10 protein-coding genes, 1 tRNA gene and 1 pseudogene are annotated in these 20,337 nt (G+C 47.3%); 9 read left to right on the top strand and 3 right to left on the bottom strand.

The genetic code is table 11. From position 1 onward, the window contains the following. Positions 1-866: 866 nt before the first annotated feature. The 3 genes from NDI48_01595 to NDI48_01585 all read left to right on the top strand — a co-directional run bounded on the left by NDI48_01595 (position 867) and on the right by NDI48_01585 (position 7,654). Positions 867-4,019: a phosphoenolpyruvate carboxylase gene (locus NDI48_01595; GenBank protein ID MEP0829894.1), complete on the top strand. Its 3,153-nt coding sequence runs from the start codon at positions 867-869 to the stop codon at positions 4,017-4,019. A gap of 221 nt (positions 4,020-4,240) precedes the next feature. Beyond that, positions 4,241-6,658, top strand: coding sequence for a PEP-utilizing enzyme (locus tag NDI48_01590; protein MEP0829893.1), 2,418 nt, complete (start codon positions 4,241-4,243; stop codon positions 6,656-6,658). 237 nt (positions 6,659-6,895) lie between these two features. Then, complete coding sequence (locus NDI48_01585; GenBank protein MEP0829892.1) at positions 6,896-7,654, top strand: DUF3891 family protein; 759 nt, start codon at positions 6,896-6,898, stop codon at positions 7,652-7,654. A gap of 18 nt (positions 7,655-7,672) precedes the next feature. Here NDI48_01585 and NDI48_01580 read toward each other — a convergent pair. Beyond that, positions 7,673-7,744, bottom strand: a tRNA-Thr gene (locus NDI48_01580). Between the two features lie 306 nt (positions 7,745-8,050). On the opposite strand from NDI48_01580, the pseudogene NDI48_01575 reads away from it, so the two are divergent. From NDI48_01575 to NDI48_01555, 5 genes and pseudogenes are all read left to right on the top strand, one after another. Beyond that, positions 8,051-8,241, top strand: a pseudogene (locus NDI48_01575) (sulfate ABC transporter permease subunit CysW). Between the two features lie 58 nt (positions 8,242-8,299). Continuing rightward, positions 8,300-8,596 (top strand): NIL domain-containing protein, encoded by a 297-nt coding sequence (locus NDI48_01570; GenBank protein ID MEP0829891.1) that lies wholly within the window; start codon positions 8,300-8,302, stop codon positions 8,594-8,596. Positions 8,597-9,135: 539 nt separating this feature from the next. Further along, complete coding sequence (psbA, locus tag NDI48_01565) at positions 9,136-10,218, top strand: photosystem II q(b) protein (protein MEP0829890.1); 1,083 nt, start codon at positions 9,136-9,138, stop codon at positions 10,216-10,218. A 338-nt stretch (positions 10,219-10,556) separates the two neighbouring features. After that, complete coding sequence (locus NDI48_01560; protein MEP0829889.1) at positions 10,557-13,487, top strand: glycerol-3-phosphate acyltransferase; 2,931 nt, start codon at positions 10,557-10,559, stop codon at positions 13,485-13,487. Between the two features lie 195 nt (positions 13,488-13,682). Continuing rightward, positions 13,683-15,068, top strand: coding sequence for a pentapeptide repeat-containing protein (locus NDI48_01555; protein MEP0829888.1), 1,386 nt, complete (start codon positions 13,683-13,685; stop codon positions 15,066-15,068). A gap of 156 nt (positions 15,069-15,224) precedes the next feature. Here NDI48_01555 and NDI48_01550 read toward each other — a convergent pair whose 3' ends face one another. Next, positions 15,225-17,135, bottom strand: coding sequence for a family 10 glycosylhydrolase (locus NDI48_01550; protein MEP0829887.1), 1,911 nt, complete (start codon positions 17,133-17,135; stop codon positions 15,225-15,227). A 1,249-nt stretch (positions 17,136-18,384) separates the two neighbouring features. Here NDI48_01550 and NDI48_01545 point away from each other — a divergent pair. Continuing rightward, positions 18,385-18,897: a hypothetical protein gene (locus NDI48_01545; GenBank protein ID MEP0829886.1), complete on the top strand. Its 513-nt coding sequence runs from the start codon at positions 18,385-18,387 to the stop codon at positions 18,895-18,897. 326 nt (positions 18,898-19,223) lie between these two features. Here NDI48_01545 and NDI48_01540 read toward each other — a convergent pair whose 3' ends face one another. Beyond that, positions 19,224-20,141: a sugar ABC transporter permease gene (locus NDI48_01540; GenBank protein ID MEP0829885.1), complete on the bottom strand. Its 918-nt coding sequence runs from the start codon at positions 20,139-20,141 to the stop codon at positions 19,224-19,226. Positions 20,142-20,337: the final 196 nt, after the last annotated feature.

Here is a 20,337-nt window from a genome sequence, read left to right as displayed (position 1 = left end):
CGGAACGCAATTTTGAGCCATGAACAATTAAATCAGCCAACGCTCTGGCGAGAGCGAAGAGATTTCAGAGTGCACGCAGGCCGAAATAACTAACCAGCAAAAATCTGCCCCCTTCCCAGTCTGATCTTTACCCCCAACCTCGGATGATCTCCGGCCCCAATCTTCTCAGAGGTGGTCACTAACGTCTGCTAGTCTGCACTCGTGTCCTTGTCCCTTTTTGGTCGGGAGGTTGTGAGAAAACGCCTCAGGCCATTGAGCGATGGGCAAAACGACTTGTAAAGTTTAAGCATCACTCGTTTAGTTACCTGTGAAACGACGCAGGGACAGGCGAACACCCTACAATGGATCATCTTTACCTAGCCGTCAGGAACCCGCGCCTTGAGGCGAGGGCTTGTAGGATTTAATTCTTGCGGCGTTGCGCTTCCATAACCGCTAGCGTCACGCCTCGGCTATGCCGAAGGCTAAGGAATTAAAGCCATAAGCCCCATACCTGACCGGACTTAGCTGAGGCTTGTCAAGCCTAGGCTACGTTACTAAGACGCGTTAGAATTCTGACCTTGGATGGTGTCGAGCCAGTTCCAAGCTCTGAAAGCGGGAGACTTTATGATGTACGGGGTTAAGTCAGTGTCTGCCGAAAACTACCGCTTAGTAACCTTGTCCTGAGCGTTAGCGGAGATTGAATCGCCCGACCGAGGCGAATTGAATATCGGTAGCCTCTACTCCAGAGTGCGACTGGAGAGTGCAGCAGAGTAGCCCCTGTGAGGCGCACGGCTAGGTTTAAAACGGCGAGAATTCGCCGTATCTTCGTTCTCGTCCTCCTACCACCCCAAAAAGGGAGTGGGTCTCCGAACTGCCAAGAGGTTTTTATGAGTTCCCTCATTCACTCGTCTGATCAGGAAATTGCTGCCTCTTCTACCTCCGAATTGTTTCTGCGCCATCGTCTCAAAGTTGTAGAAGATTTGTGGGGGTCTGTTCTCCTATCCGAATGCGGTCAGGAATTAGTTGATTTGCTTAAGCAACTCCGCGACTTGTGTTCGCCAGAGGGACAAGCCACCGACTTACCAGAATCCTCTGTTCCTAAGGTAATCGAAAAGCTCGACCTCAATGCGGCGATTCGGGCGTCACGGGCGTTTGCTCTTTACTTCCAGCTCATTAACATTGTTGAGCAGCATTACGAGCAGCGCGATCAACAACTCTCACGACGCGCCACTTCCAAGGCTGCTACTGCTAATCAGGCTTTGCCGTCCAAGCAAGCCTTCCCGAAACAAAATGGGAATTTGGCCAACAGTTCTAGCAACACGCTTCATTCAGAAACTCAGAATGCTGACCCCATGGCGGACTTTCTGGAAAGAAGCTGGCAGGATAACGGAACCTCCAAACGACAATCAGGCACGTTTCATTGGTTATTTCCTCACTTGCAACAGCTGAATGTGCCACCGCAGCAAATTCAGCGGATGATCGAAAATTTGGATATTCGGTTAGTCTTCACCGCTCACCCCACAGAAATCACCCGCCATACGATTCGAGCCAAACAGCGACGCATTGCTCGCATTTTAAAACAGCTAGACCAAGCGGAGGAAGCTTCTAGGTCTTTGGGATTGACCTCGTCTTGGGAAATCGAGGGTTATACCGAACAACTCATGGAAGAGATTCGTCTGTGGTGGCGCACCGATGAATTACACCAATTCAAGCCCAGTGTGCTGGATGAGGTCGATTACACACTCCACTATTTTCAGGAGGTACTGTTTGAGGCCATCCCCCAACTGTATTACCGGATGAAGCAAGCCTTAAACTCGTCTTTCCCTTGGCTGACACCTCCCGTCCATAACTTCTGCAAATTTGGCTCTTGGGTGGGATCAGACCGGGATGGTAACCCTTCTGTAACTCCTCAAGTAACCTGGGAAACAGCCTGCTATCAGCGCGGATTGGTACTCGGAAAATATATACAGTCGGTCGGGTCTCTGATTAATTTGTTGAGTCTTTCTTTACACTGGAGTGATGTTTTACCGGAGTTATTAGATTCTCTAGAGCAAGACCGCTCCCAAATGCCAGAGCTTTACGAACAGCTATCGATTCGCTACCGACAAGAGCCTTACCGACTCAAGCTCTCGTATGTGCAGCAACGGCTGGAAAATACGCGCGATCGTAACCGCAGACTTTACAGCCTTTACGATGGAAAGCCCCTGCAACAAGACCTGAACGAAACGAACAATTCTGGTGTTTATCGCTCAGGTGCGGAGTTTTTGGCAGAATTGCGGTTGATCGAGCGCAGTTTAGCCGTGACCGGGTTAAGCTGCCAGGAGTTAGAAAATCTGATCTGTCAAGTGGAAATTTATGGCTTTAACTTGGCACACCTGGATATTCGTCAAGAAAGCAGCCGCCACTCAGACACGCTCAATGAGATTGCGGAGTACCTGCAAATTTTGCCCAAGCCCTACAATGAGCTATCCGAGGCAGAGCGAACCCAATGGCTAACGGCTGAATTAAAAACCCGACGCCCTCTCATTCCTGCGGAAGCGCCTTTTTCCCAGAAAACCAGCGAAGCCATTGAGACTTTCCGCATGTTGCGGCAGTTGCAGCAGGAGTTTGGTCCCCAAGTCTGTCAAACCTACATCATCAGCATGAGCCACGAGGCCAGCGATTTGTTGGAAGTATTATTACTCGCCAAGGAAGCGGGACTCTACGATCCAGCGACGGGAAAAAGCAGCGTGCAGGTTGTGCCCCTGTTTGAAACCGTGGAAGACTTGAAGCGTGCTCCAGGGGTGATGAAATCGCTGTTTGACCTACTGCTGTATCGCGCCTGTCTAGCAGGAGGCTATGAAGCGTTAAACGTTGAACGTTGCCCAGATCACCCTCAACCTACCGACCTACCCTTGGGGGAAACGCTAAACGAACAACCTTCACCCCTACGTCCCAACCTGCAAGAGGTGATGCTGGGTTACTCGGACAGTAACAAGGATTCGGGTTTCTTGAGTAGCAACTGGGAAATTCATAAAGCTCAAAAAGCACTTCAGAGAATGGCGGAGGAGTACGGTATCTGCCTACGCATCTTTCACGGGCGTGGGGGGTCTGTCGGGCGTGGTGGTGGCCCAGCTTATGAAGCTATCCTCGCGCAACCGGGTCACAGTATCAATGGACGAATTAAGATTACGGAACAAGGGGAGGTGCTGGCCTCTAAATACTCTCTTCCAGAATTGGCTCTTTATCACTTGGAAACTGTGACAACAGCAGTGATTCAAGCCAGCTTGCTGCGAACCGGCTTTGATGATATCGAGCCGTGGACTCAAATTATGGAAGAGTTAGCGACGCGATCGCGTGCTCATTACCGCGACCTGATTTATGAGCAACCCGACCTCCTGGATTTCTTTCATCAAGTCACCCCCATCCAAGAAATTAGCCAATTGCAAATAAGCTCTCGTCCTTCGCGTCGGGGGGGGAAGAAAGATTTCTCTAGTCTCCGGGCGATCCCTTGGGTGTTTAGCTGGACTCAAACCCGCTTTTTACTACCGAGTTGGTATGGTGTCGGTACCGCTCTTAAAGCTTTTCTGGATGAAGACCCAGAGGAGAATTTAAAGCTGCTGCGCTATTTCTACTTCAAATGGCCGTTCTTCAAAATGGTCGTGTCCAAAGTCGAGATGACGCTGGCTAAGGTGGATTTACAAATTGCTCACCACTATGTGCGCGAATTGTCAAGTCCGGAAAATCTGGAACGCTTTGAGCGCTTGTTTGATCAGATTGCCAGCGAATTCCACCTGACTCGCGACTTAATCCTGTCGATCGCAGGACACAAACGGCTTCTCGATGGCGATCCAGAGTTACAGCGATCGGTACAGTTGCGTAACGGCACAATCGTCCCCCTGGGCTTCTTACAGGTATCCTTGTTAAAACGCCTACGCCAACACAGCAGCCAGACGGCTTCAGGAACGGTCATCCACTCCCGGTACAGTAAAGGTGAACTCCTACGTGGGGCTTTGTTAACCATCAACGGCATTGCCGCTGGAATGCGAAATACAGGTTGATCTGGGTTGGCGAGTTGTTGGTAATTAAAGTTAGTCGTTAGTTGTGAGTCGGACTGTTACTCAGCAGTTGTCCATTAAACTGGCATGACTCGGACGCGCAAGATGGCCATCCCACAAGAAATCTCGGCTCTTAAAACCGACTTTCTTGGCAGATTGTTAGCTTAGCTTAGTCATTCCCACGAACGACTAACCCCTAACTCATGACCTACTGAAGTCTAAATTTGGATAATCTCTACTGGCTCGATCACATTCAATCTTCAGAACTCCCTCTGGTGGGAAAGAAAGCTTTCCACTTAAGCCAGCTTTTGCAGCGTGGCTACCCGGTTATACCAGGCTTTGTGATTCCCACAAGTGTGTTTTGGGAGTTGATCCAACTGTTGGGTGAGTCGGAACCTCTATTAGCCGACTTGCCCCATTCATCGTTTCATGTAGATGTAGACAATCCACGCCAGTTGCAGCGAGTCGCCCAACACATGCGTCAAGCGATCGCCAATGTGGTTTTGCCACCCGCTTGGACTCGCTCATTCTTAACGGCAACTCAAGAGCTAAGTGCATCGGTCGCGATTTTGCACCCTTCGGTATCGATGCAATTAGCAAACAGTAGCATTTTTCGTCATCCCTTAGACCCTCAATCTCGGACACAACCCTTATCGACGGCACTAAGCAGCCTCAATCCAGCCCGTATTCTGCCGCTGGAGATTTTACAATCCCACAGTTGTCATCTTGTGCCAGACGCCCTCATCCTCTCATTAAAACGAGTGTGGGGAGAACTCTTTCGCGCCAGAAGCTTGTTTTATTGGCAGCGTAACGGCATCAAGATCCAGCAACTGAATTTGGCTGTATTGGTACAACCCCTATGGGAGGCGATCGCCTCTGGCACAATCGAAGCTGACGTGAATGAGTGGAAAATTCAAGCCACCTGGGGCATGGCAGAAGTTTTAACCAAGGGTGAAGTGCTGCCAGATACCTACCAATTGCAAGTAGACAGTGGCACCGTCGTCTCCTCACTCCTCGGCAGCAAAACCCGCGCCTATCGTCTCAAGAACCAACCCGACTGTGATTCCTTAACAGAGAGTGGTTTACAAGCTTATATACTCGGTGAAGAACAACAAAAACAATACGCATTAAACGAGAAATACCTCAAGCAACTCATTGAGCTATGCCAACGCTTAGCCGCTGAACTGACTCAAACCTTTTTTATAGAATGGACACTTTGTCAACCCCCCGGCAGCACAGAACCTCAGCTGTATTTGACGCAATTTGTCCCTCAACCCAGAGCCATTGGCTCTCAGATTGCCATGTCTACTCAACCTCCAACCTCAAGCCTCACGCCTCAGATCATTAGAGGATTACCAGCAGCGGCAGGACGAGTCACAGCGCCCGCTCAAGTGTTTAAGAGTGAGAACCTCAATCTGGAAAAGCTACACCCCGGAAAAATTTGGGTTGCCCCTCACATCTCTCCGGATTGGCTACCTTGGCTCAAATCAGCGGTAGGTATCGTGACAGAACGGGGAGGAATGACTAGCCATGCGGCAATTGTTGCCAGAGAACTAGGTATCCCCGCTGTAGTCGGTGCTACCGATATTACTCAACTCATTCAAACCGACGAGTTTCTCTTTTTGGATGGGGATCAGGGAGAAATCCATCGACTGGGTCGTCAGGATAATAGCATGGGGAAAACTCCAATGCTCAATCCTCAAGCTCTTATCCCTTATAACCCATATCCGATTGCCACTCAATTGCTCGTGAATCTGAGCCAACCTAGCTCTCTCGAACGAATCGGTGTTCTCCCAGTGGATGGGGTTGGGTTGTTGCGTTCGGAACTCATGATGCTTGATGCCTTGGACAATCACCCCTTGAGTACTTGGTTGAAACAGGGACGTAGCAAAGAGTTAGTGGCACGTCTTACCCATCTTCTCCTTCAGTTCGCCACGGTTTTTTCACCTCGACCGGTGTTTTATCGCTCCTTAGATTGGCGATCGCATGAATTACAACTTCTTACAGGTACCACCTCACCCTCAGAACCAGAACTGAATCCGATCGTAGGCAGGCGCGGCACACTTCGCTATTTGGATGACCCCACCTGCTTTGATTTAGAATTGGAAGCGCTAAGAGGCGTTCACCAGATCGGCTATACCAACGTCAATCTGATGTTGCCCTTTGTTCGTACTGTGGAAGAGTTTAGCTTTTGCCGTCGCCGTGTAGAACAAGCTGGATTGACCGATAATCCCCAGTTCCAACTCTGGATTATGGCAGAGGTGCCTTCGGTGCTATTTCTCCTGTCCGATTACGTCAAAGCTGGGGTTCAAGGCATCTCAATTGGAAGCAATGATTTTACTCAATTATTGCTAGCAACTGACCGCGATCGAGAGGAGTTAGGTTCCTCCCTGAATGGAAATCATCTCGCGGTTCGCCGTGCACTTCAACAAATCATCGAGACAGCCAAGAATATCGGCATTCCTTGCTCAATTTGTGGTCAAGCACCCGCTCAATATCCTGACTTAATTGATGCATTAGTCCAGTGGGGCATTACGTCGATTTCCGTCGATATTAATGAGGTAGAACGCACTCATCACGCGATCGCTCGTGCTGAACAACGCCTGCTTTTAGAGGCAGCACGTCGGAAACTAAATTCCTAATCATTTACATTTAATCGTCACTTCGTCGATTAGGAGTGTTGCCCATGGATTGGATGAGCACAAGCATACCTGAGAGCCTTCCAAACGTGCAAATTTAAAGAAGGCTAAGGAGAGTTCATCTCTAAAATGCTCCCCCGCCAACCGTATTGTTATAAAAACGGGATGAACCCAGCATACCTTTCTCCTACCTGTAGAGAGAGGGGAACTCAGGGGGGGAAATGTCACACTTCAATACCAGTGCATTCTGTGAAGGAGAATAAAGATTCTGTGATTGTTAACCAAGATGAGAAGGGCTGGGAAGTGATTTATCATCGCGCCCACGCTTTACTGGCGGCTCAACTGGCGGGACATTGGAAGAAAGAAAATTCACCCGTTCGCTTGTATGAGACGATCGCGGCGATATCCCATCACGACGATTTAGAGAAAGAATGGGAAGAGAACCAACTCACTCCAGCAGGTACACCCCTAGATTTTACCCTCGACCCGTCCACGTCCCTGGAAAAGTTGAGAGAGATGGCGAAAAATGCCCTCTACCGGGGACGGTGGGTGGCATTGCTCATCTCAAAGCACATGAGCTTTCTCAATGAGGGCAAACGTGGCGAATCAGCGGAAATGGATCGCTTTTTGGACGAACAACTGGAACATCAAGAGCATTGGCGTAAGGACTTAAAACTGACGAAGAAGGACGTGGAGGACGCCTATGCGTTTATGCAAATGTTCGATCGCCTCTCACTCATCCTTTGCCAACGTCACTTACCTGTCGGTGAACGGGCACTAGAAATCGCTAAAGGGCCAAGTGGCAAGCGCTACGATGTGGTGCAGATGAACGATGGGAAGGTAACAGTGAAACCCTGGCCTTTTGAACCGGAACCCTTTACCGTCAATATTGAGGCTATTGCCCTGGAGCAAGTAACGTTCAAAGATAACACGGAACTCACACAGGCGCTTCAGAAAGCACCCATCAAGGTGTTGGAGTGGACGTTTGTCCAGTCCTAAAAGCTAAATTCACCTACAAGCTGGTGACAAGATTCGAACTTGCGACCGGCGGTTTACAAAACCGCTGCTCTACCCCTGAGCTACACCAGCATCTAAAGTCAGCATAACAAATTATGCAGGAATATCATTGCTATGTCCAACGCTTTGATATTTTAGCACCTTCTTTCACAACTACCAAGCCCAAAACTATTGTGTTCCTTTAAGTGGGGTGGGCGGAAAGCCCGCTCTGCTAAATGGGATGATTCTTGCCCGGTAAATGGCAGAGCGCATCGAGTCGCTCTATCTGTTGTACGCTGACTACAGACAAATCTTGGTATCTACGCTAATATCCTGTATTGTCAGTATTTTAAAATACGGTATTCCTAGCGATTAACCGTACTTTCTTCAGGAAACAGGACAATTGTCTCTGGCAACTTGATTGGCAAAACTCAAATCTGCCGCTGTTTGTCGAAGAAGCCTATAAACAGTATGAAACTCAGGTCGCTTTCTCAGCCGCTGTTCTGCTTGGCTGTCTGGCCTTCGTCACTCTGATCCTCAAAGAAATTTTAGAGCGTAAAACCCACATTAAAGATGTTGAAGTTGAATAGGAGGCAACCGATGAATACCTATAGCACAAATGGTTTTCCAGATCATTCCCTCAAACCCATGGAATTAAACAGCGATACTGATGTTTTGGGCGCGGATAGACCGACTCAAACTCGTATTCGCCTTCGCATTCCCAAACAATACAATCAGGAACCTGTCATTTCACGCCTTGTTTCTGATCACGGTGTCACAGTGAATATCGCGGCTGCTCTGTTGGGACCCAATGGACGAGATGATGGCTGGTTCGACTTAGAATTGCGAGGTACCAGCCGACAAATCCAAAGTGCTTTGATTTACCTGGATGAAATGGACTTAGAGATTTGGGGCGAATCTAACCGGGAGGAGGATGGCTGGTAAATCAACGACTATACTGAACTTCGAGGAAGCACGACCCTTGTCTTTACTTGCCTAGGAACTGCTAGCTACGCCAGTTAGCGAAACAAACCTATCTTCGGGGGGATGCATTTCTTCCCGGTAAGGACTTAGGCGCAACACTGAAAAAACGAACAACAGATGACACAGAAGGCCGGAAAAAACAAGGGTTTGAGATAGTTTTTGCGTAAGTTCTGCCGATGTTGGTGTGGTGTTCTGTGTACTAGAACTTTAAGAGGTATACAGAACTTACGCAACTGACTATGCTATTTGCTACATGTAGGCGCAAGGCCTTTCCCTCGCTTATTGCTAGTATTCGATGGTCAAATTGCCATCAGTTGCAGTCGTTTTTTAAGGGCATTCAAATAAATCTTAAAATAAATTCATGTAGTATCTTAAATATATCTAAATAAATATAAAAAACAGTAGAAATTCCCAATTCATCTCAATAAGATGTATCGACATACAAGGCAAAAATTGTTTGCCTTACTTAATAAAAAACTTCACTCGTAATCATTCAAACCATGACAACCACCTTACAGCGTCGCGAAAGCGGCAATCTGTGGGATCGCTTTTGCGATTGGGTCACCGATACCAACAACCGTATCTATGTGGGTTGGTTCGGTGTCCTGATGATTCCTACCCTCTTAACCGCTACCACCTGCTTTATCATTGCCTTCATCGCTGCTCCTCCTGTGGACATCGATGGTATCCGTGAGCCTGTTGCAGGTTCTCTGCTGTTTGGCAACAACATCATCTCTGGTGCAGTTGTTCCTTCTTCCAACGCCATCGGCTTGCACTTCTATCCCATTTGGGAAGCAGCTTCTCTTGATGAGTGGCTCTACAATGGTGGCCCTTACCAGCTCGTTGTATTCCACTTCCTCATCGGCGTCTTCTGCTACATGGGCCGTCAGTGGGAACTTTCTTACCGCTTAGGAATGCGTCCTTGGATCTGCGTCGCTTATAGCGCTCCAGTTTCCGCCGCTACGGCTGTGTTCCTGATTTACCCCATCGGTCAAGGTTCGTTCTCTGATGGTATGCCCCTGGGCATCTCTGGAACCTTCAACTTCATGTTCGTGTTCCAAGCTGAACACAACATCCTGATGCACCCCTTCCACATGCTGGGTGTGGCTGGTGTGTTTGGTGGTTCCTTGTTCTCTGCGATGCACGGTTCTTTGGTCACCTCTTCTCTGGTGCGTGAAACCACCGAAACCGAGTCTCAAAACTACGGTTACAAGTTTGGTCAAGAAGAAGAAACCTACAACATCGTTGCAGCTCACGGCTACTTTGGTCGTCTCATCTTCCAATACGCTAGCTTCAACAACAGCCGTTCTCTGCACTTCTTCTTAGGTGCTTGGCCGGTCGTTGGTATCTGGTTGACCGCATTGGGCATCAGCACAATGGCCTTCAACCTGAACGGTTTCAACTTCAACCAGTCCATTCTCGATTCTCAAGGTCGTGTCGTCAACACATGGGCGGATGTACTCAACCGCGCTAACCTGGGCTTTGAAGTAATGCACGAGCGCAATGCTCACAACTTCCCTCTGGACTTAGCTTCGGGTGAGGCTACTCCCGTTGCTCTCCAAGCTCCAGTTATTAATGGCTAAGAATTAGCTTCTAGCTGAATCAAAAGCGCTCTCTGAAAGGGGGCGCTTTTTGTTTATGTGGATTTTTTCAAGTAACAGCGATTTTTAACCGACTTCACTTACTATATTTCCGGCTATCTATCCGTTGTATCAAGAGTACTGATGCTCAAACTACCGAGAATATACGCAATAGCGTAATAGACGGTACCGCGTCCTACTGTGCGATCGCACCGTTTTTTTCACATTTTATGCATTTTGTCAATACAAAAGAGGAGAGCAGCCCTTAACCCCCCAATGTCCCCAACTTCTTTAACGGGCAGTTGTAGGATGAAAGAAATTTTAGTGCTTTGACAAGTCCCATGACGCTAATGCAGGTTTGGGGTGCTTTACTCATTTTTATAGTCTGCCCTCTGCTGGGTGGTCTTCCCCTGATTGCCTGGATTACTTATGTACTGACGGGGCGTCAACTCGCACACGTCGGTACAGGCAATGTGTCCGTTTCAGCTGCTTTTTACCACGGGGGACGCTGGGTAGGTATCCTGGCGGTGCTATCCGAGGCGGCAAAGGGCATTGCTGCTGTTTTACTGGCGCGCTATTTCTTTTGGAATCAGCCTACGCAAGCGGCGTGGGAGCTGATTGCTCTAATTATGCTGGTCATGGGTCGTTACTGGATGGGTAAAGGCGCAGGAACGACGAATGTAGTCTGGGGCGTTGTAGTTCATGACTGGAGAGCGGCGCTACTCGTCTTTGTGATTGGGGGCATTAGCTTTACCATTGTTCGTAATCGCACCACTGGACGCATCGGCGTCTTAATCATATTTCCTTTCATCTTGGCTTTGTTAGCTCCTCATGACTTGGCGCGAGTTGTTGCGGCGGCGGCGTTAGGTGGATTAGTTGCTTGGATTTATCAAAAAATTCCCGATGATTTAGACCTTCCCCCAGGGGAAAGCAAGGCAGAATCTGAACCTATGTTTCGTTTTTTTCGAGGCGATCGCGCCATCATTTCTCTGAGCAAGGAACTAGAAGCTCAAAAGGTTGGACAAAAAGCTGCAACCCTATCCCAGCTCAAACGCTGGGGTTACTCCGTGCCTCCGGGTTGGGTACTCCCTCCTGGTGATGACCCAGAACCTCTGATTAAATACCTTACCGTTTCCGACTCTGAACCCCTAGTGGTGCGTTCTTCAGCCATTGGCGAAGACTCAGAACTCGCCTCTGCCGCCGGACAATATCAAAGCATTTTGAATGTTACCAGTAGGCCCGCCCTGCAAGAGGCCATTACTCAAGTCTTGGCGTCCTACCATAACCCAACGGCTATCCAGTATCGACGGGATTTCGCTCAAGCGAATCGCTCCGCGTCAGGGGAACTGCCAGACCAATCCATGGCTGTCCTCATTCAACAACAAATCCAGGGCGCTTTTTCCGGTGTTGCCTTCAGTCGCGACCCCATCTCCCAACAAGGTGATGCGGTAATCATTGAAGGGTTGCCAGGAAATGCCACACGCATCGTCTCTGGTCGAGTCACTCCAGAGCAGTATCGAGTCTATCTGGCACAAGACGCAACACCGGAAACCGAATCCGAACCTTCAGCTCAAATTGAAGGCAGTGGCGACCTACCCCTGAGCTTAATTGAGCAAGTGGCGATTGTCGCGCGGGAATTGGAGGCTCGTTATCACGGAATACCCCAAGATATTGAATGGAGTTATGACGGTCAGGAATTGTGGATACTGCAATCACGACCCATTACCACCCTGCAACCGATCTGGACACGCAAGATTGCGGCTGAAGTGATTCCGGGGGTGATTCGACCCCTGACTTGGTCAATCAATCGACCTCTGACTTGCGGTGTTTGGGGAGAGATTTTTACCGTGGTTTTAGGAGAACGGGCACAGGGACTGGATTTCACCGAAACGGCAACGCTGCATTACTCCCGTGCCTACTTCAATGCCACCTTATTAGGACAAACTTTTCGGCGCATGGGGTTGCCGCCGGAAAGTCTGGAATTTCTCACCAGGGGGGCGAAATTCTCCAAGCCACCTTTACGTTCCACTCTGCGGAACCTCCCAGGATTGCTGCGCTTGCTGGGTCGGGAATGGCGTTTAGATAAGGATTTTGAATCAGATTATCAACAGTTTTTTACTCCTACCCTAGAGCAATTACAACTTCAGCCAGCGTCTGAATTATCCCCCTGTGCACTCCTAGAGCGAGTAGACCTGATTTTGGAGATGTTGAAACGTGCGACTTACTACAGCATTCTCGCGCCCCTGAGTGCATCCTTCCGACAAGCGGTGATGCGGGTTCAGGATGACGAATTGGATAATAGCCAGACACCAGAGGTAGCCAGCTTGCGATCGCTGGCTCGACTCGCAGAAGATGCCCGCCCCTTGTTACGGCGATCGCCTAATGTAGAGGATAGCGCGGCCTCCCTGTTTGCCGCCTTAGCGGAAATCCCCGATGGTCGAAGCATTTTGGAACAGTTTGACCAGTTTTTGCAAGAGTATGGCTACCTCAGCGAAGTGGGCACTGATATTGCTGTGCCCACATGGAAAGAAGACCCCCGACCGATTCGGCAGATGTTCGCGCAGTTTCTCTCCAACCCCCTACCGCCCGCTCAACCCCTTAAATCCCAGCGTTGGCAAGCTCAGTTCGTTCAGGCACGTCTGAATTTGAAAGGTCGAGTCACACAAATCTACTCTCAACTGTTGGCTCATCTACGCTGGTGCTTTGTCGCGCTAGAGTCAGTCTGGCTAGAATCGGGTTTGTTGGATAGCCCTGGAGATATTTTCTTCTTGGAACTTAGCGAAATTCGCCGTTGGGCTGACAGTGATGACCTCGCACACAGAGAGCATATTCGTGAAGTTTTGCAGGTGAGGCGATCGCAACTCGAACAGCATCGTCAACTCACCACCATTCCCTTATTGTTCTATGGCAATTCACCTCCTGCTCCTCTTTTGACAGATTCTTCCCCTTCTCAGCAGCGACTGCAAGGCATTGGTGCCAGTTCAGGACAAGTCGAGGGTTGGGTGAGGGTACTGAGCAACTTACAAGCGGCTTCAGATATTGACCGACAAACCATTCTCGTTGTACCTTATACAGATTCTGGTTGGGCACCGCTGTTGGCACGGGCTGGAGGTCTGATTGCTGAAGTGGGTGGGCGGCTTTCTCATGGTGCCATTGTGGCGCGAGAGTATGGTATCCCAGCCGTGATGGATATTCACAACGCCACTCAACTGTTACGAGATGGTCAACGGGTGCGAATTGATGGTCAGCAGGGAATTGTCGAAATCCTGTGAAGATAATTTACAATTTAGGTTAATTGCCTAAAACCTTGATCATCAGGTGGTTTTAGGTATTGCCGAAGAAGGGGCAGATAAAATTAGCTGGACTAATTTTGTGATTAGACCGCCAAAGTAATTGCCTTTCTGGTCGGCAGAGCAGCGCTAGGTTAACGCTACAGTAAACGAATCAAGCTGACAGGCTTGCCGTCGATGGCAAATGAGGAACATCTCTCTGTGCTCCGGCAAGGGGTTGAAGCTTGGAATGAATGGAAAGCCAACAACCCCGAAATCAGACCCAATCTCAGTTTTGCCAATGGCAAAAGGATTACCATTCGAGGTGCCAAACTCAGTGGAGTAGACCTGAGTCGAACCAACTTGAGCAGGGCAGACCTCAGCAAGGCGGATCTCATCGGGGCAAAGCTCAATGAGGCAAACTTGAGTGAGGCATATTTGAGTGAGGCCGATTTAATTGGTGCTGACCTTAATAGTGCTGACCTCAGTAGTGCTGACTTAATTGGGGCCAACTTGATTGGGGCAAACCTGAATAAAGCCTACCTGAGTGGCGCGGATCTCACTAAAGCCAACCTGAGCGGGGCTGATTTGGTTGGAGCTAAACTGATTGGAGCCAAACTCAGCGGCGCAAACCTGAGTGGAGCTAAACTGATTGGGGCAAATCTCAGTGGAGCTTACCTCCGGGGAGCTAACCTCAAAGGAGCCAACTTGATTGATGCCAACTTGATTGGAGCCAACCTCAGTAGAGCAAACCTACATAGAACTAAAGCGCTACATTCCAACCTCTACAAAGCGATACTCACAGGAGCTTGTTTGCAAGATTGGCATACGAACAGTGCCACAAATTTAGAAGATGTGATTTGTGATTATATCTACCTACAAGTTGATCAACAGGAACGTCGTCCCATTCAGGGAAATTTTGCGCCAGGGGAATTTACTAATTTGTTTCAAAAGGCTTTAGAAACTGTCGATTTGATTTTTTCTAACGGAATTGATTGGCAAGCGTTTCTCATTTCCTTTGAAAAAATTCAAATTAAAACGGGAATTCTAGAGTTATCGCTTCAGACTATTGAAAATAAGAACGATGGTACTTTAGTTATCCGGCTTAGTGTTCCCAATGAAGTCAATAAAACAGACATCGAACATTCGCTCAAGCGAGAGTACGAGCATCAACTGAAAGTTATAGACAAAATATATCGATATCAGCTCCAAGCGACCTATGAAGAGATAGCTACATATCGCCATCAGAGTATCGATTTAATCGAGATTGTTAAGGTAATGGCTAGTAGAACGATTAATGTTGAAACCCAATATCTAATTGAGCGGCGAACTGTATCAGATGCAGCAGCAAAAATTCAGAAATTACTCCAACAACTAGAGCAAACTTATCCCACGAGTACGCCTCTGGAAAAACAGATTGTTGTTATAGAAGTCATTAAGCATATTGAAAGTAATCCTACCCTAAAAATGCGAGTTGTAGAGGCATTGAAGGGCGTAAGTATTGAGGCACTAAAAGAGTTAATCGATCATCCTTTGGTTAATGTCTTACTAGCAGCTCTAGAAGAGTATCAGGAGATCGATTAAGCTCTGGTTATGGCTCATCGGGAATCTGAAAAGTATCAGATTCCCCCCACCTTGGGAGCGGAGGAGCGGGGGAGAATTTAAGATAAACTCTCCTCACCCTTGTTTCAATTTGCACATTTGGGATGCTCCCGTTACAAACGAGAGGGAGAATTTTGATTAACTCGCTAGTTCTTCTTCTTCTACCAGGGAAACCTCTGGTGATTTCGCTGGCATGGGGAAGATTAAGCGAAACGCCTCTTGACGCTGGTTGGACGATTCTGAGGCATTATTCCACAAGGTTTCGTAGAAGAAGAACGATACCCCAGAAAATCCCCGTTGTCGCACGGCCTCAACTTGCTGCTGAATTTGTGACAGGGAAATGGGTTTATTTTTTAACCCGCTCAAAATGCCGATTCCGGTCGGAATATGACTTTTTGCCGCCTTAAGTTCCGGTTGCTCTAATTCTTTGATGAAGGTGTTGAAGTTGTCCCGATAAATCTGCACAATCAGTTCCTCTACAAAGCCGCGCCGTTCCCAAGTTGCCCAGTCGGCTAAATAGAATTGATAGGAATCTTTCTGGGGGTTGGGAGAAACGGAAATGATCACATCCTTTTTGCGGTCTTTAATGGCTCGGAATAACTTTCCTAAGAAATCAGTAATTTTGTTGGCTCGCCAGCGTACCCATTCGGCATCTTGAGGGTCAGTGGGAGGCGCTTTACCTTGATGTTCTTTTTTGTACAATTGCACCGTGTAAGCATCGTAACCGAAGTCAGAGGGCAAGCCGAAGTGGTCATCTAATTGGATGCCATCAATGTCATAGTTGCTCACCACCTCAACGACTAAATCCTGGATGAACTGCTGTACTTCTGGCTTAAAGGGGTTGAGCCAAACAATCTCATGCAGCTTTCTCTCCTCAGGCTTTACGCCTCCTGGAACCTGAATCTTGACGCCGTCTCGCTTTTGGGTGAGCCAATCTGGATGGCGTTTGGCTAACTCAGAGTAAGAGGGAGCCATAAAGCCAAATTCATACCAAGGGATAACTCTCATGCCGGCTTGATGTCCCTGCTCAATCATCTCCTTGAGCATGTCTCGCCCCTGTGAGCCTAAGTCTGGGTTAAGCTTGGCGTCTAACGGCGTAACCAGTCTCACGGCTTTGCCTGTCGCCTTTTCGGCTACTTGGCTGGGGTAGAGGGTATATCCCCAATTCCAAACGGTAGGGTAAAGTGTATTGAAGTTCAGCTCTTGCAAGCGCTGGATAGCATCGGTTACACTCTGGCTGGAAAACAGGACATTGCTATCAATATTCGTGAGCCATACCCCTCGTAACTCAGTTTTTGCCTGATTAGAGGTTGAGCTTCCCACTTTGGCAATGTACTGGGAAGGGACAAGCGCTGTGGTTTCAGTCGCTTGGCACAAGAAAGCCGCCACATCGCCTCGACTCGCAAACTGATTGGGATTGAGGGTGCGAACATTGGGGTAATTAACTACCAGTTGTTTTTCTGTGGCAGCAGCGATCGCACCTTTGGCATAGTCAGGAATTCCAGTGGCGTCAGCGAAAGCGCCATTCAATGTCTCAAGGGTAGGCTGAGCCGCTACATACTTTAACCCACTGGCTAAAGACACCAATGCCTGCACACGGGGAATCTTTTGATTGGGTTGGAAGACACCACCTGGATAACCAGCGATAAATCCTGCTTGGTAAGCCTTACGAATCGCCTCACTCGCCCAAGAGTTGGTGGGAACATCCGCAAACTTTCCCCCTGTGCGGACGACAGGAGCATCCGGAAAAGCGCTCCCCAACATAGCGGCAAACTCGGCTCTAGTTACGGGCGCATTCGGCTTAAATGTACCATCTGGGTAACCCCTAAGAATTTGCCGTTGTGTGAGCTGTTCAATACAAGGTTGTGCCCAATGCCCTTGAATATCATTCAACTTTGTCTGAGAAAGCGCTGCCGTTGGCTTCAACACCGCTATGCTTAAGCCCAAGATAAATAAGAATACCAACCAAGCCTGACGCCCAAAAGCGCGGCTAAAAGATACAAGCCCGTTTGCACAGGCTTCTAATATGTTTTTGAGAAACCGCTTCATAGGTACCGCACTAGATATAAAACTATTCACGCCAGCATCTTGGACTAATCAGGATTGACTTGACTAGCGGGGGAAAGGTTGCAGAGCAAAGACTATAGCATTGCAAAAAACCGTACCGTAAGCAATTGGGGATTGCCGATGGAGATCAAGAGGCGATCGCACTCTGCTAGAAGCCACTCCGAGAAGCGATTGAAGGGTTGAATGGCTCGATGCTGAACTTCTGACATCTAAGTCGCTCGTCCGATTTTCCCGGAAGAAGTGAGATGGAGTAGGAAGTTCAATAAGCCTGATTATGAAGGTTCTGTGAAGGAACGATTTTAACGAAATTTAGGAGGTAACATAAGTCCAACTTATAAACTACAGGGATTTTTGTTATTTAATGAACATAAAATATTCACAAATTGTTACCACTATCGACAATTTGTAAAGCTATCTATCTTTAGAGGACAGTTAACATTTTATGAACCGTTACATTGATCACTTTTTCCAACATTTACTTAGATAAAAATTAGATAAAGTTCCTGATTTAAATGAGTTTTTCGAGCTAATAAGCTCTAATATACTCAGGAAGTTGTACCGCTCAGGGAGGAACCAGAAAGAATAAGAGGAGTTGGAATGAAGTATAAAAAACATCTGTGTCATTGCTGTCTGATTGAACTGACTCCGAGAACGAGTCAATTCTGGGATTATTGGTTCACCTAATAATTGAGAGAGGTCGTAAATTCCTGTAGTTTGTTTGAGGCGACGTTGCCCAAGTCAATCCCTTATTTCGCTGGTCGCGCTGGAAGAGTTAGGCTCGAACCTCAAAAAATGGCAGATTGCAAACTTGACATCCTCCTTTTGGCGGAAGCTAAAAAAAATTGTTACCTGTCAAAATCTTTATAACCCCTTAATGGATTTGAACAGAGTTGTGTCCTCCGAATCTTACTCTAAAGCAACAAGGCGGCTTGAAAAGCTCTTTATACAGAAAACGCGAGGAAAGAAAGGTAAACAGTCTTTAAGCTGCCACCCTAACTAGTGAGCGTGAGGGGTACGGACTCGCGCAGTAGCTACAAATTAAAGAATACCTAGTGGGTGGTGCTTTTGGAAAATTTCTGTGAGATTATAAGTTTTATTACAATTTTAGGAATTTCTCCAACCATTGAGTGTTGTTTTAAGCAGCAAACCTCGGCCAATCATGCGATATCAGGAAGTTAACGAAATTTCTCTACGAATAATCAATTGAGTAACCGATTGAGTTTTTAGAAAAATGGAAAAAGATTTTACTACAGAAAACGAAAAATTGGAAGCTGTATTTGTCAGCAACAAGCGCTCATTCAAAAAACTGGAAAGAGCCATCCAAATGTCCCAAGGTCAGTTTTCCCTAATCTTGATGTGCTGCAACTGCTCATCAATGCGGCGGCAGGTGGTGAAACAATTGTCAAAACGTTGCGTTATTCAAATCCAGGAACTGATTCTGCATCCATCGGTAAATACTCTATTTACCACTATCCTCTCCGCTATTGAAGAACCACCACCGCCAGCTTTGATGGTCTTCGGTCTAGAGTCAGTCGTTGCGATCGAGGAACTATTAACTGCAACAAATTTAGTTCGGAATGAGTTTCCCAAACATTTTCCTTTTCCGCTGATATTGTGTATTAATGATGAGATTTTGCAACAGTTGATTCGACTAGCGCCTGATTTCAAGAGTTGGGCCACTAACCCAATTCGGTTTGAAGACCCTAAAAGTCAATCTCTCAATATGACACCCATCACAGCTTAATTGTCAGGAAATCCTGAAAATACACTTCTGGTTGACGGATAAGAAAGTTGGGAACAGCTCATTGAAAATAATATCAAGAATAATGATCAAAACTACTCCTTCCCCGACGGACTGAAGTGCCTGTTGTAACCACTTGAAGATAGACATAGCTTTTCCTCCGTTGGCAACAGTTATTATCAAGAAAAACTCAAAAATCTATCGCTTTCTATAAGCGGATTTTTTCTCTCCATCTTTAATTTAATGGGTTTCTTGTCTGTGGAAGGAAAAGCTTACGGTTCTTTAGTTGACGCATGTTTCGGGCACCCGCGTTGAAGGATGTAATCGAGCTAACGATTAGCGATCGCGTCGCTAATCCGCCCTCGTGATAATTTTAGATTTAAAATCGATAACCCCAAAATAGCTAAAAACAAGACCAGTCCAATTGTACAAGCATAGCTGATTTCCAACTCGGAAAAGGCTTGCTCATACAGATAATAGACAATGGTTTTGGAACTATTGCGCGGCCCCCCTTGAGTCATGATGTAGATTTCTTCAAATACCTTCGTTGCCGAAATGGCAGAAATCACGCCTACCAAGATGAGATAAGGTCGCATTAACGGAACAGTAATATCCCAGTGCTTCAAGTAGCCATCCGAACCATCCAGTGCCGCCGCCTCGTAGAGATCAGCCGGAATAGATTGTAAACCAGCCAGATAAATTACCATGTAATAGCCCAATCCTTTCCAAATCGTGACCGCCATCACGCTAAAAAGTGCCCATTTGGGGTGAGTTAGCCAGGGAATACCATCTTTGAAACCTAGTTGAGCAAGGAATTGATTGAAAAGACCATTTTCTGCATAAAGCCACTTCCAGGCAAGCCCAGCAACCACCATTGAAATCACCACAGGCGTATAAAAAGAGGCTCGAAACCAGTTGATTCCCCTTAGCTTCTGGTTGACTAAAAGCGCTAGACCTAAGGGCAGGATGACTAAAAGGGGTACAACGATAATCAGATACAACAGGGTATTCACCATGGTATTCCGAAACACGGAGCCTGGTTTCCCAAACTCTATCCATAGACGTTCAAAGTTTGCCAAACCGATCCACTGGGGTGTTTGAGTGAGGTCATATTCATATCTAGTAAAACTTAGATAAAACGCTTGAAGTGCTGGCCAAAAGACAGTCAGGCTCAAGACGAGCAGGGCAGGAAGTAAAAATAGGTAGGGTGTAAGGTGTCTTTTTGTAAGTAGTAAATTTCTGGGCATCTAACAAAATCAACAGATAACAAAATTGTGAAATTAAACGCTAATTGATATCAATTAAAGCTGACCAATTGCTGTTGCCGTTAGCTGGCTCGAACCAAAGCGTTTCTGATAATAAAAAAAAAGTGTAGCCTATTTAGCAGTTTATAGGTACAGAACTTAGTGTAATCTTGTAATTCTAAAGTCCATATCTTGGCAA

It is taken from the genome of Microcoleus sp. AS-A8 (assembly GCA_039962225.1).
GTDB lineage: Bacteria > Cyanobacteriota > Cyanobacteriia > Cyanobacteriales > Coleofasciculaceae > Allocoleopsis.
This window is presented reverse-complemented; position numbering and strand designations above follow the sequence as displayed.

Bases quoted from the DNA above. Each gene is read 5' to 3' on its own strand.
- NDI48_01540 (MEP0829885.1), bottom strand. From the start codon at position 20,141: ATGCCCAGAAATTTACTACTTACAAAAAGACACCTTACACCCTACCTA.
- NDI48_01595 (MEP0829894.1), top strand. From the start codon at position 867: ATGAGTTCCCTCATTCACTCGTCTGATCAGGAAATTGCTGCCTCTTCT.
- NDI48_01570 (MEP0829891.1), top strand. From the start codon at position 8,300: ATGGAATTAAACAGCGATACTGATGTTTTGGGCGCGGATAGACCGACT.
- NDI48_01545 (MEP0829886.1), top strand. From the start codon at position 18,385: ATGGAAAAAGATTTTACTACAGAAAACGAAAAATTGGAAGCTGTATTT.
- NDI48_01560 (MEP0829889.1), top strand. From the start codon at position 10,557: ATGACGCTAATGCAGGTTTGGGGTGCTTTACTCATTTTTATAGTCTGC.
- NDI48_01550 (MEP0829887.1), bottom strand. From the start codon at position 17,135: ATGAAGCGGTTTCTCAAAAACATATTAGAAGCCTGTGCAAACGGGCTT.
- psbA (MEP0829890.1), top strand. From the start codon at position 9,136: ATGACAACCACCTTACAGCGTCGCGAAAGCGGCAATCTGTGGGATCGC.
- NDI48_01555 (MEP0829888.1), top strand. From the start codon at position 13,683: ATGGCAAATGAGGAACATCTCTCTGTGCTCCGGCAAGGGGTTGAAGCT.